This is a genomic window from Phenylobacterium sp. (assembly GCF_031984885.1).
Classification (GTDB): domain Bacteria; phylum Pseudomonadota; class Alphaproteobacteria; order Caulobacterales; family Caulobacteraceae; genus Phenylobacterium.
Window position 1 is genome coordinate 116,038 of record NZ_DAMABV010000004.1, and the last position, 22,800, is coordinate 138,837.

Here is a 22,800-nt window from a genome sequence, read left to right on the forward strand (position 1 = left end):
GCGGCGAATGGCGCTAGAAGGGCGCGATGACCAGCCAGCAAGCCGCCGCCGACCGCACGCCCTGGGGACTGGTGTTCCTGCTCGGAGCCCTGACCGCCTTCGCCCCCATGTCGATCGACATGTACCTGCCCAGCCTGCCGGCCATCGGCGCGGACCTGGGGGCCACCGCGGCCCAGACCCAGGGGACCGTCGCGGCCTTCTTCGCCGGCATGGCCATCGGCCAGTTCTTCTATGGCCCGGCGTCGGACCGGTTCGGCCGGCGCGGTCCGATCCTGTTCGGCGTGGTGATCTATGTGGCGGCCTCGATCGCCTGCGCGCTCTCGACCTCCGGCGACATGCTGATCGCCGCGCGGTTCGTCCAGGCCCTGGGCGGCTGCGCGGGCGGCGTCGTGGCCCGGGCCGTGGTGCGCGACCGCTTCAACCACACCGAGACGGCGCGGATGCTGTCGCTGCTGACCCTGATCATGGGGCTGGCGCCGATCCTCGCCCCGATGCTGGGCGGGGTGCTGCTGACGCTCGGCGGCTGGCGGCTGAACTTCTGGGTGCTGGCGCTGTTCGGCCTGGCCTGCGGCGCGGCGACCCTGCTCTGGCTGCAGGAGTCGCGCTCGGACGAAACCGCCGCCCAGGCGGCGTCGGAAAACCCGATCAGGGCCTACCTGGCCCTGCTGCGCCAGCCGCGGCTGGTCGGCTACGCCCTGGCCGGGGCGCTCAACGGCGCGACGCTCTTTACCTATATCTCCGCCTCGCCCGACCTGCTGATCGGGACCTACGGGATTTCGCCCTCGCACTTCGGCTGGGTGTTCGGCCTCAACGCCGCGGCGGTGATCGGCGCCAGCCAGGTCAACCGCTACCTGCTGCGCCGCTCCACCCCCGACCAGGTCCTGGCCCGCGCCAGCAGCGCCGCGGTGCTGGCCGCCATCGCCCTGGCGTTCGCGGCGGTCAGCGGCTTCGGCGAACGCTGGAGCGTCCTGCCGCTGCTGTTCGTGCTGCTGGCCAGCTACGGCTTCATGCAGGGCAACACCATGGCCGGGGCGCTGAACGTCGACCCGCGCCGGTCCGGGTCGGTCTCGGCCCTGATGGGCGGCGCCTCGTTCGGGGTCGGCGCCCTGGCCGCCAGCCTCTCGGGAGCGTTCCATGATGGCACGCCCCGGCCGATGGCGATCGTCATGGCCCTGGCCGTCATCGGCTCGGCCGCGGCCCTGCGCACGCTGGCCCTGCCGCGGAGGGCTCAGGCCTGAGGCTTCTCCAGCGCCGCCCAGGCCAGCATGGCCCAGCCGGCCAGGAACAGCAGCCCGCCGATCGGCGTGATCGCCCCGAACCAGCGCGGCGCGCCCAGGGCCATGGCGAACAGCGAGCCCGAGAAGATCGCCACCCCGGCCAGGAACAGGGGCGGGACCAGCCTCGCGCGCCGTCCGCCCTGGCCGGCCACGACCACGGCGGCGAACACCGCCAAGGCGTGCAGAAAGGCGTAGGTCGCCCCCGTATGCATCCATTCCCTGGCCTTGGGATCGGTCACGCCATGGGCCGCGAAAGCGCCGAAAGCCACGGCGAGAAAACCGCACGAAGCGGCGGCGGACATCCAGGCACGCAGATTGCTCATGCACTCTGCCTAGCGACTCTGGCTAACGATGGCCACAAGTACAGGGGAGGTGGGGAATGAACCCGGCATCGGTTGCGGACTATCGCGAGCTTGCGAAACGACGGCTGCCGAAGATGTTCTTCGAGTACATCGACGGCGGGTCCTACGCCGAGGTCACCCTGGAGCGCAACGTCGCCGACCTCGAGGCCCTGGCCCTGCGCCAGCGGGTCATGCGCGACATGACCCAGCTCGACATGTCGGTGGAGGTGCTGGGCCAGAAGATGACCATGCCCCTGGGCCTGTCGCCGGTCGGCATGGCCGGGATGTACGCCCGCCGCGGCGAGGTCCAGGCCGCCAAGGCCGCCGCCGTCGCCGGGGTTCCGTTCTGCCTGTCCACGGTCGGCGTCTGCTCGGTCGAGGAAGTCGCCGAGGCCGGCAAGGCCCCGTGGTTCCAGCTCTATATGCTCAAGGACCGCGGCTACATGCGCGAGCTGCTGGGCCGGGCCAAGGCCGCCGGCTGCCCGGTGCTGGTCTTCACCGTCGACCTGCCGCTGCCGGGCGCGCGCTATCGCGACGTGCGCTCGGGCTTTACCGGGGCGACCGCGCTGTCGGGCGCCATGAACACGGCATGGCAGGGGGTGACGCACCCCGAATGGCTGTGGGACGTCTGGCTCAACGGCCGCCCGCACAGCCTGGGCTCGGTCGCCGGCGCCATTCCCCAGGGCCGCAGCGTCACCGACTTCCTTAGCTGGATCGCCAAGAACTTCGACCGCTCCGTCACCTGGGCCGACCTCGATTTCGTGCGTGAGATCTGGGACGGCCCCATCGTGGTCAAGGGCGTGCTCGACCCGGAAGACGCCCGCGACGCGGTCCGCGCCGGGGCGCAGGGGCTGGTGGTCTCCAACCACGGCGGACGCCAACTGGACGGCGTGCGCTCCTCGGTCTCGGCCTTGCCGGCGGTGGTCGACGCGGTCGGCGGCGACCTGGAGGTGTTCATGGACGGCGGCGTCCGTTCGGGCCTGGACGTGCTCAAGGCGCTCAGCCTCGGCGCCAAGGCCTGCTTCATCGGCCGCGCCTGGGCTTATGCGCTGGGCGCGGGCGGGCGACCGATGGTCGCCAAGATGCTCGGAACCCTCCGTGCGGAGCTCGCGACGGCCATGGTGCTGACCGGCTGCAATGCCGCGCGAGACGCCGATAAGTTGCTACTAGACGTCGCACCTTAGAAAAACTTTTCAATTCCCGATGCTCGCGCCCATCGACAAGGGCTGATCTTGCCGGGTAAATGCGCGCCGAATTTGCGCGCAACAACGGTCGACGAAAGCCGGCCCTGGCGCGCGCCTGAGTTTTGAGAGCGAGGTATCCTGATGGGAGCTCCCGAGCGGCAAGGTCTGTACGACCCGCGCAACGAACATGATGCGTGCGGCGTGGGTTTCGTGGCCAATATCAAAGGCCGCAAATCGCACGAGGTCGTGACCGCCGGCCTGGAGATCCTGATCAACCTGGATCACCGCGGCGCGGTCGGCGCCGACCCGCTGGTCGGCGACGGCGCCGGGATTCTGATTCAGATTCCGGATCGCCTGCTGCGCGACTGGGCGTCCAAGGAAGGCGTCGACCTGCCGCCGGCCGGCGAATACGCCGTGGCCATGTGCTTCCTGCCCCGCGACGACGCGGCGCGCGAGGTCGTGACCGCGCAGTTCGAGCACTTCCTGAAGGTCGAGCATCAGCCGCTGCTGGGCTGGCGCGACGTGCCGGTGAACACCGAGGGCCTCGGCGCGGCGGTGCTGGCCGACATGCCGGTGATCCGCCAGGCCATCATCGGCCGCGGCCCGAACATCCGTAGCCAGGACGCGCACGAGCGCAAGCTGCTGGCGGTCCGCAAGCAGACCCAGAACCCGCTGGCCGAACTGGCCGTGAAGCACGGCCTTCCCAGCATCGCGGACCTGTACGTGCCCTCGCTGTCGACCCGCACCGTGGTCTACAAGGGGCTGCTGCTCGCCGGCCAGGTGGGGACCTTCTACCAGGACCTCCTGGACGAGCGCTGTGAATCGGCCCTGGCGCTCGTGCACCAGCGGTTCTCGACCAACACCTTCCCGTCCTGGAAGCTGGCGCACCCCTACCGGTTCATCGCCCACAACGGCGAGATCAACACCGTCCGCGGCAACGTGAACTGGATGAACGCCCGCCGGCGCACCCTGGAAAGCGACCTGCTGGGGCCCGACCTCAACAAGATGTGGCCGCTGATCCCGCATGGTCAGTCGGACACCGCCTGCCTCGACAACGCACTCGAGCTGCTGGTCGCCGGCGGCTATCCGCTGGCCCACGCGGTCATGATGCTGATCCCCGAAGCCTGGGCCGGCAATCCGCTGATGGACGCCAAGCGCAAGGCTTTCTACGAGTACCACGCCGCCCTGATGGAGCCGTGGGACGGCCCCGCCGCCGTGGCCTTCACCGACGGCCGCCAGATCGGCGCCACCCTCGACCGCAACGGCCTGCGTCCGGCCCGCTTCATCATCACCGACGAAGACCATGTGATCATGGCCTCGGAAGTCGGCGTGCTGACGGTTCCGGAGGAGCGCATCGTCCGCAAGTGGCGCCTGCAGCCCGGCAAGATGCTGCTGATCGACATGGAAGAGGGCCGCATCATCGAGGACGAGGAGATCAAGCGCTCCCTGTCCGAGGCCGAGCCCTACGCCGAGTGGCTGCGCGACACCCAGTTCAAGCTGGAAGAGCTGCCCGAGATCGCCTTCAACGAGGCGCTGTCGAACGACGCCGCCCAGTTGCTCGATCGTCAGCAGGCCTTCGGCTATACCCAGGAGGACGAGCAGTTCTTCCTGGCCCCGATGGCGGCCACCGGCGAAGATCCGATCGGCTCCATGGGCGTCGATACGCCCATCGCCGTGCTCTCCAAGCGCTCGAAGCTGCTCTACGACTACTTCAAGCAGAACTTCGCCCAGGTCACGAACCCGCCCATCGACCCGATCCGCGAGGAACTGGTCATGAGCCTGGTCTCGATGATCGGCCCGCGTCCGAACCTGCTGGGCCGCCACGCCGGCGCCCACAAGCGCCTGGAAGTGTCGCAGCCGATCCTCACCAACGAGGACCTGGCCAAGATCCGCTCGATCAGCGAACTGCTGGACGGCTCGTTCCGCACGGCCACCATCGACACCACCTGGCCGGCGGACGAGGGCGCCGAGGGCCTGGAACGGGCGCTTGAGCGTCTCTGCCGCGAAGCCACCGACAACGTGCTGGCCGACAAGAACATCCTGATCCTGTCGGATCGCCGCGTCGGTTCGGACCGCATCCCGATCCCGGCGGCGCTGGCCACGGCCGCCGTCCACCATCACCTGATCCGCCAGGGCCTGCGCATGCAGACCGGCCTCGTCATCGAGACCGGCGAAGCGCGCGAGGTGCACCACTTCTGCGTCCTGGCCGGCTACGGCGCCGAGGCGGTGAACCCCTATCTGGCCTTCGAGACGCTGGAGAACCTGCGTCAGCGCGAGGGCATCGGGCTCTCGGCCTACGAGGTCCGCAAGAACTACATCAAGGCCATCGGCAAGGGCGTGCTGAAGGTCATGTCCAAGATGGGCATCTCGACCTACCAGTCGTACTGCGGCGCCCAGATCTTCGACGCCGTGGGCCTGTCGTCCGAGCTGATCGAGACCTACTTCACCGGCACCGCCACCACGATCGAAGGCATCGGCCTGATCCAGATCGCCGAGGAGTCGGTGCGCCGTCACCGCGACGCCTATGGCGACAATCCGATCTACGCGACCATGCTGGACGTCGGCGGCAGCTACGCCTTCCGCCTGCGCGGCGAGCATCACGCCTGGACGCCGGAAACCGTCTCCAAGCTGCAGCACGCCGTCCGCGGCGGCCGTTCGGACGACTACCGGGCCTTCGCCGAGGGCATCAACGAACAGTCCGAGCGCCTGCTGACCATCCGCGGCCTGATGCGCTTCAACTTCGACCAGACCCCGGTGCCGCTCGATGAAGTCGAACCGGCCAGCGAGATCGTCAAGCGCTTCGCCACCGGCGCGATGAGCTTCGGCTCCATCAGCCGTGAGGCCCACACCACGCTCGCCGTGGCGATGAACCGGATCGGCGGCCGCTCCAACACCGGCGAGGGCGGCGAGGAAGCCGACCGCTTCAAGCCGCTGCCCAACGGCGACTCGATGCGCTCGGCCATCAAGCAGGTGGCCTCGGGCCGCTTCGGCGTCACCGCCGAGTACCTGGTCAACGCCGACGACATCCAGATCAAGATGGCCCAGGGCGCCAAGCCGGGCGAGGGCGGCCAACTGCCCGGCCACAAGGTCGACAAGAACATCGCCCGCGTGCGTCACTCGACGCCGGGCGTCGGCCTGATCAGCCCGCCGCCGCACCACGACATCTATTCGATCGAGGATCTGGCCCAGCTCATCCACGACCTGAAGAACGTCAACTCGGGCGCCCGCATCTCCGTGAAGCTGGTCTCCGAAGTCGGCGTCGGCACCGTGGCCGCCGGCGTGGCCAAGGCCCGCGCCGACCACATCACCATCTCCGGCTTCGAGGGCGGCACCGGCGCCTCGCCGCTGACCTCGCTGACCCACGCCGGTTCGCCCTGGGAGATCGGCCTGGCCGAGACCCAGCAGACCCTGCTGCTCAACGGCCTGCGCACCCGCGTCGCGGTCCAGGCGGACGGCGGCCTGCGCACCGGCCGCGACGTGGCCATCGCCGCCCTGCTGGGCGCCGACGAGTTCGGCTTCGCCACCGCGCCGCTGATCGCCGCCGGCTGCATCATGATGCGCAAGTGCCACCTCAACACCTGCCCGGTGGGGGTGGCCACCCAGGACCCGGTGCTGCGCGCGCGCTTCACCGGCCAGCCCGAGCACGTGATCAACTACTTCTTCTTCGTGGCCGAGGAACTGCGCGAGATCATGGCCGCCCTGGGCTTCAGGACGGTCAACGAGATGGTCGGCCGCGTCGACCGCCTCGACGCCCGCGACGCCGTCGACCACTGGAAGGCCGAGGGCGTCGACCTCTCCAAGCTGCTCCACGCGGCGGCTCCCGAGGGCGCCAAGGGCCTCTGGAACATGGATCGCCAGGACCACGGCCTGGGCAAGGCGCTGGACAACACCCTGATCGCCGACGCCGCGCCGGCGCTGGAACGGGGCGAGCCGGTCCTGCTCGAGTACCCGATCAAGAACATCAACCGCACCGCCGGGGCGATGCTGTCGGGCGAGGTGGCCAAACGCTATGGCCATGCCGGCCTGCCGGAAGACACCATCGCCATCAAGTTCCGCGGCCAGGCGGGCCAGAGCTTCGGCGCCTTCGCGGCCCGCGGCGTCACGCTGGAGCTGACCGGCGACGGCAACGACTATGTCGGCAAGGGCCTGTCGGGGGGCCGCGTCGTCGTGCGCCAGCCGCCCGAGGCGCGCCGCGACCCGACCCAGAACATCATCGCCGGCAACACCGTCCTCTACGGCGCCATCGCCGGCGAGGCCTACATCCAGGGCGTGGCCGGCGAGCGCTTCGCCGTCCGCAACTCCGGCGCCGTGGCGGTGGTCGAGGGCGTGGGCGACCACGGCTGCGAATACATGACCGGCGGCGTGGTCGTCGTCCTGGGCGACACCGGCCGCAACTTCGCGGCCGGCATGTCCGGCGGCGTGGCCTATGTCTACGATCCCGCGGGCCGCTTCGCCGAGCTCTGCAACAGGGCGATGGTGGACCTGGAAAAGGTCGAGGCCGCCACGCCGGCGACCCGCGAGGACGAGCCCTTCCGTCCCAGCCAGCGCTCGCTCTCGGTCGAGAACAACGGCATGGGCGACATGCTGCGCTTCGACGCCGAGCGCCTGCGCATCCTGGTCGAGCGGCACCACCTCTATACGGGCTCGGCCCGGGCCCGCGAGATCCTGGAGAACTGGGACCAGGCCCTGACCTCCTTCGTGAAGGTCATGCCCAAGGATTATCGCCGCGCCCTGGTCGAAATGGCAGCGGAACGGCAGGCGGCTGCGGCCGTCGCGGCCGAATAGTTTGAAAGTCGGAGGACAGCATCATGGGTAAGGTCACCGGCTTTCTCGAAATCGAGCGCCAGGAACGCACTTACGTCGCCCCGCAGGAGCGCGTGAAGAACTGGAACGAGTTCGTGCACGCCATGCCGGCCGCCGACGTCGCCAAGCAGGCGTCGCGCTGCATGGACTGCGGGATTCCGTTCTGCCACCAGGGTTGCCCGGTCAACAACCAGATCCCGGACTTCAACAACCTAGTCTATCACGACCAGTGGAAGACGGCGCTGGAGAACCTCCAGTCGACCAACAACTTCCCGGAGTTCACCGGCCGCGTCTGCCCCGCCCCGTGCGAGGCGTCCTGCACGCTGAACATCATCGACACCCCGGTCGCCATCAAGACGGTCGAGTGCGAGATCGTCGATCGCGGCTGGCAGGAAGGCTGGATCAAGCCGCAGATGTCGCCGCGCGGCACCGGCAAGCGGATCGCGGTGGTCGGCTCGGGCCCCGCGGGCCTGGCCTGCGCCCAGCAGTTGGCCCGCGCCGGCCATGCGCCCACGGTGTTCGAGAAGAACGACCGGATCGGCGGCCTGCTGCGCTACGGCATCCCCGACTTCAAGATGGAAAAGCACCTCATCGACCGCCGCATCGCGCAGATGGAAGGCGAGGGGGTGATCTTCCGCACCAACTTCGAGGTCGGCAAGACCGTCTCGGTCCAGCGCCTGCTGGATGACTACGACGTGCTGGTCATGGCCGGCGGGGCGGAAGACCCGCGCGACCTGCCGGTTCCGGGCCGCGAGCTCGCGGGCGTCCATTTCGCCATGGACTTCCTGACCCAGCAGAACAAGCGCAACGCCGGCGACGACGAACTGCGCGCCGCGCCCAGCGGCGGCATCTCGGCCACCGGCAAGCATGTGGTGGTCATCGGCGGCGGCGACACCGGCAGCGACTGCATCGGCACCTCCAACCGCCACGGCGCGGTCTCGGTGACCCAGTTGGAGATCATGCCCCAGCCGCCGGTGCGCGAGAACAAGCAGCTCACCTGGCCCGACTGGCCGCTGAAGCTGCGCACCTCGTCCAGCCACGAGGAAGGCTGCGAGCGCGACTTCGCCGTCCAGACCAAGCGGTTCATCGGCTCGAACGGCAAGGTCGAGGCGATGGAATGCGTCCGCGTCGAATGGGTCGCCGGCGAGGACGGCCGCCAGAGCCTGCAGGAAGTCGCCGGCAGCGAGTTCCAGATCAAGGCCGACCTGGTGCTGCTGGCCATGGGCTTCGTCGGCCCGCGCCACAACGAGTTCATCGCCCAGTCGGGCGCCGACCTCGACCCGCGCGGCAACGTCAAGGCGCCGGTCACCGACTACAAGACCAGCTCGCCGAACATCTTCGCCTGCGGCGACATGCGCCGCGGCCAGTCGCTGGTGGTCTGGGCGATCCGCGAGGGCCGCCAGTGCGCCCAGGCGGTCGACGAGTACCTGATGGGGACCAGCAAGCTTCCCCGCTGACGCTTGGCTTGAAGGCCGGCCCAGGGCAGGGGCGTGATCGCCTCCTGCCCTGGCGCGCTCACGCGCCTCAGCCCATGAAGCGGCCCGCCGCCCAGTAGGCGAGGGCGCTGATGATCGCCGCGGCGGGCAGGGTGATCACCCAGGCCGTCACGATCTCCTTGGCCACGCCCCAGCGCACGGCCGACACGCGCTTGGCCGCGCCGACGCCGACGATGGCGCCGGTGATGGTGTGGGTGGTCGAGACCGGCACGCCCAGGCTGGTGGCGGCGAACAGGGTCATCGCCCCGCCGGTCTCGGCGCAGAAGCCCTGCATCGGGGTCAGGCGGGTGATCCGCGAGCCCATGGTGTGCACGATCCGCCAGCCGCCGAACAGCGTCCCCAGCCCCATCGCCGCCTGGCAGGACAGCACCACCCACAGCGGCACGTGGAACTCGCCGCTGGCCGGGCCCATGCCGTGCGCGATCAGCAGGGCGGCGATGATGCCCATGGTCTTCTGCGCGTCGTTGCCGCCGTGGCCCAGCGAATAGAGCGAGGCCGAGACGAACTGCAGCTTGCGGAACACCCCGTCGACCGCGAACGGCGTCAGCCGCACGAACAGCCACGAGACGATCAGCACCAGGAACAGCGCCAGGATGAAGCCGGTGGCCGGCGACAGCACGATGGCGAACAGGGTCTTGGAGAGGCCGCCCCACATGATGGCCCCCATGCCGGCCTTGGCGACGCCGGCCCCGACCAGCCCGCCGATCAGGGCGTGCGAGGACGAGGAGGGGATCGCCGCCCACCAGGTCAGCAGGTTCCAGCCGATCGCCCCGATCAGCGCCGAGAAGATCAGCCCGTCGCTGATCAGGTCGGGCATGACCAGGCCCGCGCCCACCGTCTTGGCCACGTGCAGGCCGAAGAACAGGAAGGCGATGAAGTTGAAGAACGCCGCCCAGGCCACCGCGGCGAAGGGCGGCAGCACCCGCGTCGCCACGATGGTGGCGATCGAATTGGCCGCGTCGTGCAGGCCGTTCAGGAAGTCGAACGCCAGCGCGACGAAGATCAGGAAGATCAGCAGCGGCCCGTAGCCGGTAAGAAGCTCCACGCGGCTAGACCTGCTCGATCACGATGCCGCTGATGCGGTTCGCCACGTCCTCGAACCGGTCCATGACCTTTTCCAGGTGGCTGTAGACGTCCACGCCGACGACGAACGCCATCGGGTCGTCGTGACGATGGGCCAGGAACAGCGCCTTGCGGCCCGCGTCGTAGATCGCGTCCGAGCGGTCCTCGATGTGGGTGATCTGCTCGGTGAGCTGGCTCAGCCGCGTCACGTTCTGGCGCATGTTGCTCAGCAGGCCGACGGCTTCGCGGGTCAGCAGGGCGGCCTCGACGATGATGTCGGCCATCTCCCGCATGGGGTCTTCGAACTCGCGCAGTTCGAACAGGTTCACGACCTTCACCGTCTTGTGCATCTGGTCGATGGCGTCGTCGAGCGAGGTGATCAGGTCCTGGATGTCGCTGCGGTCGAACGGGGTGATGAACGAGCGGCGGACGCTCAGCAGCACCTCGCGGGTGATCGCGTCGGCTGCATCCTCGTGCGCCACGACGCGCGCGCAGGCCTCGGGAACGCCCTCGCCCCCCTGCAACACCTCGCGCAGTGCAGTCGCGCCCTCCACGAGCTTTTCCGCGTGGGCGCTGAAGAGGTCGAAGAATTTCAATTCCTTAGGCATCAAGGCCTGGAACCAGGTCAGCATCTGTCCGTCCGTGTCTCTACTTGTCGCGACCGCGGCGGCGCGATGATTCTGCGCGCTCTTAGCCGCTTCCTGGCTCCGACTGAAGTCCTCCACCGCCCGCGACCAATGCGCGCGCCGAGACCGCAACCCCCGTTTGACGGGTGAAGACCGTCAACTGCCTGCCCCGGAAAGCGACCCTCCACTCGGCCCCGGGGGCCTGCGACCCGGCGGCGACGACCGTGTCGATCTCGCCCAGTCGGGCGGCGTCGGGCGCCGCCAGGATCGTGATCGGGCGCGCCCGCAGGCGCCAGTAGATCATGCGCGCTTGGATGGGGTCCGGCGAGATCACCGCCACGCCGCCGGGGCGCTGCTCGACGATCACCGCCGCCCCGGCCAGCTCGTCGGCGAGGGCCCGGCGGCTGGCGGCGTTCGACCGCTCCCAGCCGACGTCGAGCACTGTGGAGAGCACGGCCAGCGCCGCGAAGGCGGCCAGCCAGATCGTCTGCACGGGCCGCCGGCCGAAGGCGGTCGCCGCGCCGGCGGCGACGACGGCCAGCGCCGCCAGGCCCGCGGCCACGGGATGATCCAGGGCGAAGGCGCTCAGCGCCGCCGCGTCCCAGGCTCGCGGCGCCACCCCGCCCAGCAGGCAGGCGGCGAGGACCGCCAGCCCGACCACGGGCGCCGCGCCCATGGCCAGCCGCCACCAGCGCCCGCCGGCCCGGTCGAACTCGCCGATGAACGGCGCCGCCGCCAGCCACAGCATCGGAACCAGCGCCTCGAACTGCCGGCCCCAGATGCGGCTCGGATCGGCGCTCTCGCCGGTCGCCAGGAGCGCGGTCAGGCCGAGCGTGGCCGCGAACGAGAACAGCACCAGCAGGAAGGTCGCCTCGTGCGAGGCCAGGAAGAAGCGGCCGCGCCCCCGATGCCAGCGCCAGCGCATCTCCACCCGCAGCAGGCCGGTGAGGGCGGGGACCGCCGCCAGCATGACGCTGGCCGCCGCCATCGCCGCCAGCGCGCGCCCTCCCGCGATCCAGCCGTGCGGGGTGATCGCGCCGGCCAGCAGGGCGTCGTAGCGATGGCCCAGATAGAAGCTGAACGGTTCGCTCGCCGCCTGGCCGGCCGCCAGTTGCAGCAGGTTGACGCTGGCCAGGAAGGCGGCGGCGAACATCGCCGTGCGGCCAAGGAATATCCTCAGGTCGCGCCGGCCCAGCAGCAGGTCAATGAGCGCCAGGAGCAGGAAGGCCGCGCCGATCGCCAGCCCCTGGGGCTTGAGCAGGGTCATCGCGCCCACCAGCGCCCCGGCCAGCGCCGCATGGGCGATCGGCCGCGCGCCGTAGAGCCTGGCCGTCGCGAACACCGCCAGCCCCAGCAGCCCGACGTACCAGCCTTCGGGCAGGGCGGCCGCGGCGAACCGGTAATAGGGATAGGCCAGGGCCAGCAGCAGGGCGCCGACCGCCGCGCTCCGCTCCAGGCTCGGCCGCACGCTGGCCAGCACCAGGGCCAGGCCGCCGAAATAGGCGCAGGCGCTCAGGATCCGCAGCCAGGGCAGCAGGTTCTGCGTGCCGTAGGTCAGGGTGCGGACGATCAGCCCGAACAGCGTGTCGCCCAGGTCGCGGGTCTGCGGCAGCAGGTCGGCACGCGCCGCCAGCGTCTTGCCATACAGCGCCTGGACCAGGTGCGCGCTCTCCGCGCCGGCGTAGAACGGCAGGTCCAGGAAGACGCGATTGGCGTAGACCAGCGCCACGGCCGCGGCCGCCAGCGCCAGCAGGCCATGGGCCGCCGTCGCGCCCGGCCCTCGTGGCCGCCCTGCATCCCCCTGAGTCATAGCTCCACTGTGGCGGCTCCTTGGGCAGGTGGCCATAGCGCGCGGTACGAATGCTCATGCTTGTTTGCGGCGGCCCGCGGATCGTCGATCAATGGGGCTCGGCGAGTCGGACCACGGGGGAAACATGCGCACGGCTTTCGGACTACTGGCCCTGACGGCGGGCCTCGCCCTGGCGGCGCCGGCGAGCGCCCAGGACCTGCTGATCCATGGCGGCCCGATCTATACGGGGAGCACCAAGGTCGAGGCCCTGGCGGTCAGGGACGGCAAGGTCGCCTTCGCCGGGCCGCTGGCCCAGGCCCGCGCCGCGGCGCCGGGCGCCCGCGACGTCGACCTGAAGGGCGCGGCCGCCTATCCCGGCTTCGTCGACGCCCACGCCCACCTGGCCGGGATCGGCTTGCGCGAGATGACCCTGAGCCTGGAGGGGACAGCCTCGATCGAGGCGCTGGTCGATCGGCTCAAGGCCTGGGCCGCCGCCAATCCAGGGACCGACGTCATCTCCGGCCGCGGCTGGATCGAGACCCACTGGCCCGAGAAGCGCTTCCCCACCCGCGCCGATCTCGACCGCGCGGTTCCAGACCGGCCCGTGGTGCTGACCCGCGCCGACGGCCACGCCCTGGTCGCCAACTCCGCCATGCTGGCCCTGGCCGGGATCACCGCCCAGACCGCGGCTCCCGCCGGCGGCCAGATCCTCAAGGACGCCCAGGGCGAACCCGACGGCATGCTGATCGACAACGCCATGGCTCTGGTCCGCGCCAAGGTCCCGCCGCCCAGCCCGGCGGCGCAGGCCGAAGCCGTCAGGCGCGGCGCCCAGGTCTACGCCTCGCGCGGCTGGACCGGCCTGCACGACATGAGCGTCTCCACGGACGAGGTCGCGATCCAGCAGTCCCTGGCCGCGCGCGGCGAACTGCCCGTCCGCATCGACAACTACATGTCCCAGGGGGCGTCCGAGGCGGTGCTTCGCGACGGCCCCTCGCAGGACCCCACCGGCCTTGTCCGCGTGCGCGGCGTGAAGCTGTTCATGGACGGCGCCCTGGGTTCGCGCGGCGCGGCGCTGCTCGCGCCTTATTCGGACGCCGAGGGGACCGGCCTGATCGTCACCCCGCGCGAGACCATCGACGCCATCCTCGTCAAGGCGCGCAGGTCGGGCGCGCAGATGGCCGTGCACGCCATCGGCGACCGCGGCAACCGGGTGATCCTCGACGCCTACCAGCAGGCCTTCGCCGACGACCCCGCGGCGCTGAAAGCCGCCCGCTGGCGGGTCGAGCACGCCCAGGTCCTCGCGCCCGAGGATCTGCCCCGCTTCGCCGGGATGGGCGTCGTCGCCTCGATGCAGCCCTCGCACGCCATCGGCGACCTCTATTTCGCGCCCGCCCGCCTCGGCCCCGAGCGGCTGAAGGGCGCCTATGCATGGGAGAGCCTGCTGAAGTCCGGCGCCGTCGTGGCCGGCGGCTCCGACGCCCCGGTGGAGAAGGGCGATCCGCTGGTCGAGTTCTACGCCGCCGCCTATCGCCACGACCTCAAGGGCTTCGCCGGTCCCGACTGGGGCCTGGACGAGACGGTGACCCGCGCCCAGGCGCTGGACATGCTGACCCGCGGCTCGGCCTATGCCGGTTTCCGCGAGAACGACCTTGGCCAGCTCGCCGTCGGCCGCGACGCGGACGTCTCGGTGTTCTCGGTCGACCTGATGACCGCGCCCTTCGCCGACATCGCCCAGGCCCACGCGGTCATGACCATCGTCGCCGGCAAGGTGGTCTATGAGGCGCCGTAGGCCAGGGCCTGCGGTGGTTCAGCCGGTATAGGCGTCGATCAGCCTGGCGGCCGCGCGGGCGACTTCGGCGGTGGGCCGGTCCTCGTCGAACAACTGGCTGGTCAGGAACGCGCCCTCGATCAGCAGCAGCAGCGCGTCGGCCAGGCCGTGGGCGTCGCCGGCGCCCATTTCGGCGGCCATCGTCCGCAGCCGCTCGCGCAACTCGGCCTTGTGGTCCTGGGCGGTGACGCGGGCCAGATGTCCGCGCTCGGGATACTCCACCGCCGCATTGCTGAGCGGGCAGCCGCGGTAGTCGTCCTGCGCGGCGCGCTGGGCCAGGCCCTCCAGATAGGCCAGAACCTGGGCGCGCGGGTCGCCCGGATGTTCGGCCGCCGCCGCGTCGAAACGGCTCCAGAAGGTGTCGGCGCCTTCGCGCAGCACCGCGGCGGCCAGTTCGTCCTTGGACCTGTAGGTCCGATAGAGGCTGGGCTTGGTCGCCCCGGCCTTGGCGACGATCTCGTCCACCCCCACCGCCCGGATGCCGTCGCGATAGAACAGCTCCTTCGCCGTCGCGCGGATCTTGTCGGCGGCGCGCAGGGAAGGGGCGGTGTCTGGCGTTTTCGGCTCGATCATGAAAGTCTGCTTGACGATGTAACTGACCGGTACGTATTCATCCGCGATGAAACTTACAGGTCAGTAACGTGACGATAGCGCGCCCCAGGCCCTTTGGCCAGAACTACGCCTTCGTCGCCGTCGCGGCGGTGTTCATCGCCCTGATGGCGGCCGCCGGCCTGCGCTCGGCGCCGGGCGTGCTGATGCTGCCGCTGGAGCGGGCCTTCCAGTGGGATCGCGGCACGATCTCGACGGCCGCGGCGGTCGGCATCTTCCTCTATGGCCTGACCGGCCCGTTCGCCGCGGCGCTGATGCAGTCGTTCGGCGTGCGCCGCACGGTGACCATCGCCCTGGCGGTGATGGCCGCCTCGACCGCGGCCTCCTCGCTGATGACCCAGCCCTGGCACTATGTCGCCACCTGGGGCGTGATCAGCGGCGTGGGCTCGGGGGCGGTGGCGATGGTGCTGGGCGCGACCGTGGTCAACCGCTGGTTCGTCGCGCGGCGCGGTCTGATGATGGGCCTGCTCAGCGCCTCGGCCGCCACCGGTTCGCTGATCTTCCTGCCCGGCATGGCGGCGCTGGCGCAGGCCGGCGGCTGGCGGCCGGTCGTCCTGGCGGTCGCCGCGGTCATGGCGGTGCTGACGCCGGTGGTCTGGTTCCTGCTGCCCGAGGCCCCGGCCTCGATCGGCCAGAAGCCCTACGGCGCGCCCGACAGCTATGTCGCGCCCCAGCCGGTCGCGGCGCGCGGCGCCCTGCGCGGGGCCTTCGGGGCGCTGTTCCGGGCCGCCCGCACGCGGACCTTCTGGCTGCTGTTCGGGGGCTTCTTCGTCTGCGGCCTGACCACCAACGGCCTGATCGGCGTGCACATGATCGCCATGTGCGCCGACCAGGGCCTGCCCGAGACCCGCGCGGCGACCCTGCTGGCGGTGATGGGGATCTTCGACCTGATCGGCACCACGCTCTCGGGCTGGCTCACCGACCGCTACGACCCGCGCAAGCTGTTGTTCGTCTATTACGGCCTGCGCGGCGTCTCGCTGATGGTGCTGCCGTTCACCGACTTCTCCATCGTCGCCCTGGGGATCTTCGCGGTGTTCTACGGCCTCGACTGGATCGCCACCGTGCCGCCGACCGTCCGCCTGGCGACCGAGGCCTTCGGCGACCACGACGGGCCGATCGTCTTCGGCTGGATCGCCGCGGGCCACCAGGCCGGCGCAGCCACCGCGGCGATCACCGCCGGCGTCATCCGCGCCGCCCAGGGCCGCTATCTGGAAGCCTTCGCCCTGGCCGGCGTCGCGGCCCTGGTCGCCGCCGTCGCCTCGCTGATGATCCGTCGCCGGACGGCGCCTGCTCCCGCGCTCGCCTAGCGCCGCGAATCCAGCGCCATGCGCACGGCCAGCCCGCCCAGCACCGTGCCCATGATCCAGCGCTGGACCATCGCCCAGGTCGGCCGCGCCGCCAGGAAGCCGGCCACCGAGCCGGCGGCCAGGATCATCACCCCGTTCACCGCCACGCTGGCGGCGATCTGGGTGGCGCCCAGGGTCACGCCCTGCAGCAGCAGGTTCCCGCGCTCGGGATGCATGAACTGCGGCAGCAGCGACAGATAGAGCACCGCCGCCTTCGGGTTCAGCAGGTTGGTGAACAGCCCCATGGCGAACAGCTTGGCGTCGGAATGCGGCGCCAGCGCCCGGATCTCGAACGGCGAGGCCGCGCCCGGCTTCAGCGTCTTCCAGGCCAGCCAGGCCAGGTACATCGCCCCGCCGATCCGCAGCGCGTCGTAGGCCAGCGGCACGGCCATCACCAGGGCGGTCAGTCCGACCACCGCCGAGAGCATGTAGAAGATGAAGCCCAGCGCCACCCCGGCCAGCGACATGAGGCCCGCGCGCTTGCCCTGCGAGATGGATCGGGAGATCAGGTAGATCATGTTCGGGCCGGGCGTCAGCGCCATGCCCAGGGCGATCAATCCGAAAGCGACCCAATCGGTCCAGGCGACCATGCCGTGCTCCTCAAGCTGACGCCCTCACAGCCAAGGTCGCCGGCGCGGTCGCACGACTTTTCCGCAACCGAAGGGCGCTTTAGGCGGGCGCCCAGGAAATAGGCGGCCGCTCAAGCTTACTAAGATGTAATGCAAGCTACCTTGCAATGAACACTACCGTGCGATACACGATAGGCGAACTGGAGGTTCGCCGTGGCGGAAACCGTGCAAGTCCAACTGAAGAAGGGGGTGCTCGAGCTCTGCGTGCTCGCGCTGCTCTCTTCCCATGACAGCTACGCCTACGAGATCGCGAGCCGGCTGGCCGAGGGGATCGATATGGGGGAAGGGACGATCTATCCGCTCATGCGGCGGATGCAGAGCGACGGGCTGGTCGAGACCTATCTGGTCGAGAGTTCGGCCGGCCCGCCCCGCAAGTACTACAAGCTGACCGAGGCCGGAAAAGAGAGCTTCACCGCGCAAAAGGCGGAATGGGCTGCGTTTTCCCGCGCGGTCGCCAACATTCTGGGAGACGCCCAATGAACCGTCAGGCCTTCATCGACCGGCTGCGGTTGGGCCTCTCGGGCCTGCCGCCCGCCGCCATCAAGGACGCCGTGGCCGACTACGAGGCCCACTTCGCCGAGGGCGAGGCCGCCGGCCGCACCGAGGAGGAGGTCGCCGCCGCGCTCGGCGATCCGGCCCGCCTGGCCCGCGAGTTGCGCGCCGAGAGCGGCCTCAAGAAGTGGGAGGAACAGCGCAACCCGACCTCCGCGGCCGGGGCGATCTTCGCGGTGCTGGGCCTGGGCGCCATCGACATCCTGATCCTGCTGCCGATCCTGATGACCGTCGGCGGGGTGCTGTTCGGCCTGATCGTCGGCGCCATCGGCGTGTTCGTGGCCGGCGGCGTGGTCTTCGCGGCGGGGCCGTTCATGGGACCGCCCGGCGGCCCGGCCGCCGCCCTGCTGGCCGGCATCGGCCTGATGGCCCTGGCCGCCTCGGCCGGAGCCGTCCTGACCATCATCGTCATCGGCCTGGTCAACGCCCTGGTCTGGTACGGGCGCCTGCACTACCGGCTGCTGAAGCCGGCCATCGAACCGCAGTCCTGAGCCAGGAGCGCCCCATGATCCGTGTCCTTGTCATGATCGCCGTCGCCGGCTTCTTCGCCGGCGTCGTCGCCCTGGCCGGCGCCGCCGCCATCGGCGGTCCGGAGCTGGCCACCCGCAACTGGGATTGGTTCGTCGACTGGCATGACCACGACCAGCGCCCGCGCCGCGATCGCGATCGCGAATGGCGTCAGGAACGCCTCGGCGACGACGCCGGCGAGATCACCCGCGAACTGGCCTGGGACGGCTCCAGCAAGGTCGAGTTCGGCATCCCCGCCGCCATCGAGTACACCCAGGCCCCCGGCCCGGGAAAGGTCACGATCTACGGCCCCAAGGCGGTGGTCGAGCGCGTCCGGCTCTCGGACGGCCGCCTCAGCCTTGACCAGCCCCCGGTCAGGCACGCCCGCCTGCGCGTGGTGATGTCCGCCCCGGCCGTCACCCGGTTCGAGATCGGCGGCGACGACCGGCTCGAAATCCGCGGCTACAAGCAGGATCAGTTGGCCATCGTCGCCAGCGGATCGTCGGAGGTCGTGGCCAGCGGCCAGGCCCGCGCGGTGGACGTCGAGCTCTCGGGCTCGGGCGAAGCCGACCTCACCGATCTCGTCATGGACACCGCCGAGGCCGACATCTCCGGCTCGGCCGAGGTCACCCTGGGTCCGAAGGAGTCCGCCAGCCTGGAGGTCTCGGGCTCGGCGACCGCGCGCCTGCTGACCCGGCCCAAGCATCTGGAGACCGACGTCGCCGGCGCCGGCTCGGTGATCTTCGAGGACGGCGGCAAGGCCACGGGAACCGGCGCGCGGGCCAGGCCCGTCCCCGGCGGCCCGAAGGAGACCTAGCCGCGCGTGGCCAGCGCCTTGGCCAGGATGGGGGCCAGCCCCTGGGCGATCACCGCCACGCCCTGGGCGTTCGGGTGAAAGCCGTCCTGCTGGTTGAGGCGCGGGGTCTGGGCGACCCCGGCCAGCAGGTTGGGATAGAGCGTGATCCCCTGGGCCTTGGCGACGGCGGGAAACACCGCCTGGAACTCGCGGGCGTAGGCCCGGCCGATCACCGGCGGCGGCGCCAGCCCGGCCAGCACCACCCCGATCTTCCGCGTCTTCAGGCGGGCGACGATCCTGTCCAGATTGGCCTGGGTCCGCTTGGGATCGATCCCCTGCAGCAGGTCGTTGCCGCCCAGCGCCACCAGGCAGACGTCGGTGTCGCGCTGGACGCTGAAATCCACCCGCGCCAGCCCGCCGGCGGTGGTGTCGCCCGACACCCCGGCCCCGCGGACCACCGCGTCCGCCCCCAGCTTGCGCAACTGCGCCTGCACCTGCGCGGGCAGGGCGGCGCTGGCGGGCAGGCCGTAGCCGGCGGTGATCGAGTCGCCGAGTATCGTGACCACCCGCCGCTGCTGGGCCAGGCCATGTGCGGGCCAGGCGGCCAGGGCGCCGGCGATCATCAGGCGGCGGGTCGGAAATCGGCTGGGTGTGGCGTCCATTCTGCTGTCTATCTAAGCGCTAGCCTGTGAAGCTCAATCTCCCCGAGGCCGACTTGTCCGACGCTGTTCCGCCGCTCGCCGTCACCAACGTCTCGCTCACCCTGCCGTCGGCGGCCGGACCGGTGGAAATCCTCAAGGACCTGAGCTTTTCCGTGGCCCCGCGTGAGCGGGTCGCCGTCACCGGCCCCTCCGGCTCGGGCAAGTCCAGCCTGATCGCCGTCGCCGCCGGGCTGGAGCAGCCGACCTCGGGCAAGGTCGAACTGCTGGGCCAGGACCTCGGCCGCCTGGGCGAGGACGGCCGCGCCCGCCTGCGCCGGGGCAAGGTCTCGCTGGTGTTCCAGTCCTTCCACCTGCTGCCCAACATGACCGCCCTGGAGAACGTCGCCGCGCCGCTGGAGATCGCCGGCGTCGCCGGGGCCGACGCCGTGGCGCGCGGCTGGCTCGACCGCGTCGGGCTATCGGCGCGCCTGCGCCACTATCCGCACCAGCTTTCGGGCGGCGAGCAGCAGCGCGTCGCCCTGGCCCGCGCCCTGGCGCCGCGTCCGGCCCTGCTGTTCGCCGACGAGCCGACCGGCAATCTCGACGCCGCCAACGCCGCCAAGGTCGCCGACCTGCTGTTCGGCCTGGTGGCGGAGGAGGGCGCGGCCATGGTCCTGGTCACCCACGACCCGGCCCTGGCGGAGCGCGCCGACCGCCAGGTGCGCCTCAGCGGCGGCCACGCCTGATGAGCCTGCTCGCCTTCCGCTTCGCCGGGCGCGAGCTGCGTTCCGGCGTCAGCGGCTTTCGCATCTTCCTGGCCTGCCTGGCGCTCGGCGTCGCCGCCATCGCCGCGGCCGGCTCCACGGCCGAGGCCTTCCGCCAGGGCCTCGCCAGTCAGGCGCGGGAGATCCTCGGCGGCGACATCGCCGTCACCGTAGAGCAGCGCCGCTTCACCCCCGCCGAGCGCGCGGCGATCGAGAAGGCCGGCCAGGTGTCCTGGGCGGTCGGCAGCCGCGCCATGGCCCAGACCTCGTCCGGCCTGCGCCGCCTGGTCGAACTGCGCGGGGTCAGCGACGCCTATCCGCTGGCCGGCCAGGTCACCCTGGAAGACGGCGGCGACTTTCACAGGGCGATCGCCCCCGCCGCCGACGGCGCGGCCGGGGCGGTGGTGGAGCGCGTGCTGCTGGAGCGCCTGGGCCTGAAGATCGGCGACCGCATCCTGGTCGGCGAACTGCCGGTCGTCGTCCGCGGCGTCTTGGTGAAGGAACCCGACCGGCTCTCGCGTGGCTTCGCGCTCGGCCCGCGCGTCCTGGTGCGGCGCGAGGCGGTGGAGCAGGGCGGCTTCCTGGCGCCGGGCCTGCCGTTCCTCGAAACCGCCCGCATCGCCCTGCCGGCGGACGTCACCCCGGCCCAGGCGCGCAAGGCGCTGCGCCAGGAGGTCAAGGACCGCGGCGTGCGCATCCGCGACCGCGACGACGCCGCGCCGGGGATCCGCTGGCTGATCGACCAGCTCGAATACTTCCTCGGCTTCATCGGCCTGGCCTCGCTGGTGGCCGGGGGCCTCGGCGTCTTCGGCGCGGTCACCGCCTTCCTGGAGGAGCGCAAGCCGTCCATCGCCGTGCTCAAGGCGCTGGGCGCCGAGGGGGCCTTCGTGCGCAACCTCTATCTCATCCAGATCGGCGTCCTGGCGCTGCTGGGCGTGGCCATCGGCCTGGTGATCGGCGCCGCCGCCCCGTTCCTGCTGGCCGGGCTGATCCCCGACGATCTCACCGTGCCGGCGCTGTTCGCGGTCTATCCCGAGCCGCTGCTGCGGGCCGGGGCCTTCGGGTTGCTGTCGGCCGCCGCCTTCTCCCTGGCGCCCCTGGCGCGAGCCAGGGCCACGCCGCCCGCCAGCCTGTTCCGGCGCGACAGCCGCGGCCGCCTGGGGTTCGGCGTCGAGACGGCCGTCGCGGCCCTGGCCGCCGTCGCCCTGGCCGCGCTCTCGGTGCTGACGGCCCCGACGCCGCTCGCCGCGGGGCTGATGATCGGCGGCGTCGCCGTCTCGTTCGTGCTGCTGTGGGGCCTGGGCCTGCTGGCCGCCCATCTGGCGGGCAGGCTGCGCGGCCGCACCCGCGGGGCGGTGCGCATGGGCCTGGCCAACCTCGCCGGCCCGCGCTCGGCCGCCAGGACCGCCGCCCCCGCCATCGGCCTGGGCGTCGGCCTGCTGGCCGCCGTGGTGCTGATCCAGTCCAGCCTGCTGCGCCAGGTCGCCGAGGTCGCGCCGAAGACCGCGCCGGCCCTGGTCTTCACCGAGATCCCCGGCGCGCAAGCCGCCCGTTTCGACCAGGTCGTCCGCGCCGCCTTCGGACAGGAGCTGAACGCCGACAACTACCTGCGCGCGCCGTTCCTCACCGGCCGCATCGTCCGCATCAAGGGAAAGCCGGTCGACCGCAAGGCCATCGCCGAGCGCGAGCGCTGGGCCTACGACAACGACATCTCGGTCTCGGCCATCGGTCCGAAGCCGGCCGATCCGCAGATCGTCGAGGGCCGCTGGTGGCCGGCGAACTACCAGGGTCCGCCGCTGCTGGCGATGGAGGTCGAGGCCGCCCGCGCCGGCGGCCTGAAGGTCGGCGACATCGTCACGCTCTCGGTCCTCGGGCGCGAGATCGAGGCGCAGGTCGCCGTGCTGCGCAAGGTCGACGTCGGCGGCTTCGGGGCCAGCTTCCCGCTGATCCTGACGCCCTCGACCCTGGAGGGCGCCGAGCCGCGCCATGTGGCGATCGCCAAGGCCAGCCGGGAGCAGGAGGCGCGGGTGACCCGCGCCCTCGGCGCCGAGTTCCCGGAAGTGAACGTGATCTCGGTGCGCGAGCAGTTGGAGGCGGCGACCGATCTCTTCGATCGCCTGGTCCTGGCCATCCGCAGCGCCGCGGCGGTCGCGGCCCTGGCCGGGCTGCTGGTGCTGACCGGCGCCATCGCCGCGCGGGCCCAGGCCAGGACGCGCGAGGCCTCGATCCTCAAGGTGCTGGGCGCCTCGCGGCTGCAGGTTTTGGGTGCCTATGTGCTCGAATACGGCGCCGTCGGCCTGATCGCCGGCGTGACCGGCGTCGGTCTCGGCGCCGTCGCCGCCTGGCCGGTGGTCACCCAGGTCTTCAAGGCCGAGTGGGCGGTGGACTGGTCGGGCGTCGCGGCCCTGGTCCTGGGCGCTGCGCTCCTGGCCGGGCTGGGCGGCCTGCTGGCCTCGCTGCACGCCCTGGCCAGGCGTCCGGCCGCCGCGCTGCGATCGGAGTGAAACAGAGTGAACCGGCTTTAAGATTCTGGTCACCGACGCAGGGCGT

At 71.0% G+C, this 22,800-nt stretch carries 18 protein-coding genes; 11 read left to right on the forward strand and 7 right to left on the reverse strand.

All coding sequences use genetic code 11. From position 1 onward, the window contains the following. Nucleotides 1-26: 26 nt before the first annotated feature. Nucleotides 27-1,238 carry a multidrug effflux MFS transporter gene (locus RTL41_RS08040; RefSeq protein WP_312163111.1) on the forward strand — a complete coding sequence of 404 codons (1,212 nt, stop codon included), beginning with the start codon at nucleotides 27-29 and terminating at the stop codon, nucleotides 1,236-1,238. Here the strand turns inward: RTL41_RS08040 and RTL41_RS08045 are convergent. Then, on the reverse strand, nucleotides 1,229-1,600 hold the full coding sequence (locus RTL41_RS08045; protein ID WP_312163114.1) for a DUF423 domain-containing protein: 372 nt from the start codon (nucleotides 1,598-1,600) through the stop codon (nucleotides 1,229-1,231). The genes RTL41_RS08040 and RTL41_RS08045 overlap by 10 nt on opposite strands. A 56-nt stretch (nucleotides 1,601-1,656) precedes the next feature. On the opposite strand from RTL41_RS08045, the gene RTL41_RS08050 reads away from it, so the two are divergent. From RTL41_RS08050 to RTL41_RS08060, 3 genes are all read left to right on the forward strand, one after another. Beyond that, nucleotides 1,657-2,802 (forward strand): L-lactate dehydrogenase, encoded by a 1,146-nt coding sequence (locus tag RTL41_RS08050; RefSeq protein WP_312163115.1) that lies wholly within the window; start codon nucleotides 1,657-1,659, stop codon nucleotides 2,800-2,802. A gap of 141 nt (nucleotides 2,803-2,943) precedes the next feature. Next, nucleotides 2,944-7,587 (forward strand): glutamate synthase large subunit, encoded by a 4,644-nt coding sequence (gltB, locus tag RTL41_RS08055; protein WP_312163117.1) that lies wholly within the window; start codon nucleotides 2,944-2,946, stop codon nucleotides 7,585-7,587. 23 nt (nucleotides 7,588-7,610) lie between these two features. After that, nucleotides 7,611-9,062: a glutamate synthase subunit beta gene (locus RTL41_RS08060; protein WP_312163118.1), complete on the forward strand. Its 1,452-nt coding sequence runs from the start codon at nucleotides 7,611-7,613 to the stop codon at nucleotides 9,060-9,062. Nucleotides 9,063-9,129: 67 nt separating this feature from the next. Here the strand turns inward: RTL41_RS08060 and RTL41_RS08065 are convergent, their stop codons facing one another. The 3 genes from RTL41_RS08065 to RTL41_RS08075 are packed head-to-tail and all read right to left on the reverse strand — an operon-like array spanning nucleotide 9,130 to nucleotide 12,599. Next, a complete protein-coding gene (locus tag RTL41_RS08065; protein ID WP_312163120.1) occupies nucleotides 9,130-10,146 on the reverse strand; it encodes an inorganic phosphate transporter in 1,017 nt (338 codons plus the stop codon). Nucleotides 10,147-10,150: 4 nt separating this feature from the next. Next, a complete protein-coding gene (locus tag RTL41_RS08070) occupies nucleotides 10,151-10,795 on the reverse strand; it encodes a DUF47 domain-containing protein (RefSeq protein WP_312163122.1) in 645 nt (214 codons plus the stop codon). A gap of 58 nt (nucleotides 10,796-10,853) precedes the next feature. Beyond that, entirely contained in the window at nucleotides 10,854-12,599 is a 1,746-nt protein-coding gene (locus RTL41_RS08075) for a hypothetical protein (RefSeq protein WP_312163124.1), read from the reverse strand. Nucleotides 12,600-12,723: 124 nt separating this feature from the next. Here RTL41_RS08075 and RTL41_RS08080 point away from each other — a divergent pair, with 124 nt between their 5' ends. Next, complete coding sequence (locus RTL41_RS08080) at nucleotides 12,724-14,367, forward strand: amidohydrolase (RefSeq protein WP_312163125.1); 1,644 nt, start codon at nucleotides 12,724-12,726, stop codon at nucleotides 14,365-14,367. 18 nt (nucleotides 14,368-14,385) lie between these two features. Here the strand turns inward: RTL41_RS08080 and RTL41_RS08085 are convergent, their stop codons facing one another. After that, complete coding sequence (locus RTL41_RS08085; protein WP_312163128.1) at nucleotides 14,386-14,979, reverse strand: TetR/AcrR family transcriptional regulator; 594 nt, start codon at nucleotides 14,977-14,979, stop codon at nucleotides 14,386-14,388. A gap of 68 nt (nucleotides 14,980-15,047) precedes the next feature. Between RTL41_RS08085 and RTL41_RS08090 the strand changes: the two genes are divergently transcribed. Further along, complete coding sequence (locus tag RTL41_RS08090) at nucleotides 15,048-16,322, forward strand: MFS transporter (RefSeq protein WP_312163130.1); 1,275 nt, start codon at nucleotides 15,048-15,050, stop codon at nucleotides 16,320-16,322. On the opposite strand, the gene RTL41_RS08095 is transcribed toward RTL41_RS08090, so the two are convergent. Next, nucleotides 16,319-16,951: a LysE family translocator gene (locus RTL41_RS08095; RefSeq protein WP_312163132.1), complete on the reverse strand. Its 633-nt coding sequence runs from the start codon at nucleotides 16,949-16,951 to the stop codon at nucleotides 16,319-16,321. The genes RTL41_RS08090 and RTL41_RS08095 overlap by 4 nt on opposite strands. Nucleotides 16,952-17,143: 192 nt before the next feature. Here RTL41_RS08095 and RTL41_RS08100 point away from each other — a divergent pair, with 192 nt between their 5' ends. Genes RTL41_RS08100 through RTL41_RS08110 form a run of 3 tightly spaced genes read left to right on the forward strand, consistent with a single transcriptional unit; the run spans nucleotide 17,144 to nucleotide 18,866 of the window. Next, complete coding sequence (locus tag RTL41_RS08100; protein WP_312163134.1) at nucleotides 17,144-17,470, forward strand: PadR family transcriptional regulator; 327 nt, start codon at nucleotides 17,144-17,146, stop codon at nucleotides 17,468-17,470. Then, nucleotides 17,467-18,033, forward strand: a complete 567-nt coding sequence (locus RTL41_RS08105) for an HAAS signaling domain-containing protein (protein ID WP_312163136.1) — start codon at nucleotides 17,467-17,469, stop codon at nucleotides 18,031-18,033. The genes RTL41_RS08100 and RTL41_RS08105 overlap by 4 nt, the downstream gene beginning before the upstream one ends. A gap of 14 nt (nucleotides 18,034-18,047) precedes the next feature. Beyond that, nucleotides 18,048-18,866 (forward strand): GIN domain-containing protein, encoded by an 819-nt coding sequence (locus RTL41_RS08110; RefSeq protein ID WP_312163138.1) that lies wholly within the window; start codon nucleotides 18,048-18,050, stop codon nucleotides 18,864-18,866. Here RTL41_RS08110 and RTL41_RS08115 read toward each other — a convergent pair. Beyond that, nucleotides 18,863-19,507, reverse strand: coding sequence for an arylesterase (locus RTL41_RS08115; protein ID WP_312163141.1), 645 nt, complete (start codon nucleotides 19,505-19,507; stop codon nucleotides 18,863-18,865). The two genes, RTL41_RS08110 and RTL41_RS08115, sit on opposite strands and share 4 nt — an antisense overlap. Before the next feature lie 53 nt (nucleotides 19,508-19,560). Here RTL41_RS08115 and RTL41_RS08120 point away from each other — a divergent pair, with 53 nt between their 5' ends. Both RTL41_RS08120 and RTL41_RS08125 read left to right on the forward strand, forming a co-directional pair. Then, nucleotides 19,561-20,232: an ATP-binding cassette domain-containing protein gene (locus tag RTL41_RS08120; RefSeq protein ID WP_312163143.1), complete on the forward strand. Its 672-nt coding sequence runs from the start codon at nucleotides 19,561-19,563 to the stop codon at nucleotides 20,230-20,232. Then, nucleotides 20,232-22,754 carry an FtsX-like permease family protein gene (locus RTL41_RS08125; RefSeq protein WP_312163144.1) on the forward strand — a complete coding sequence of 841 codons (2,523 nt, stop codon included), beginning with the start codon at nucleotides 20,232-20,234 and terminating at the stop codon, nucleotides 22,752-22,754. Before RTL41_RS08120 ends, RTL41_RS08125 begins: the two co-directional genes overlap by 1 nt. Nucleotides 22,755-22,800 lie beyond the last annotated feature (46 nt).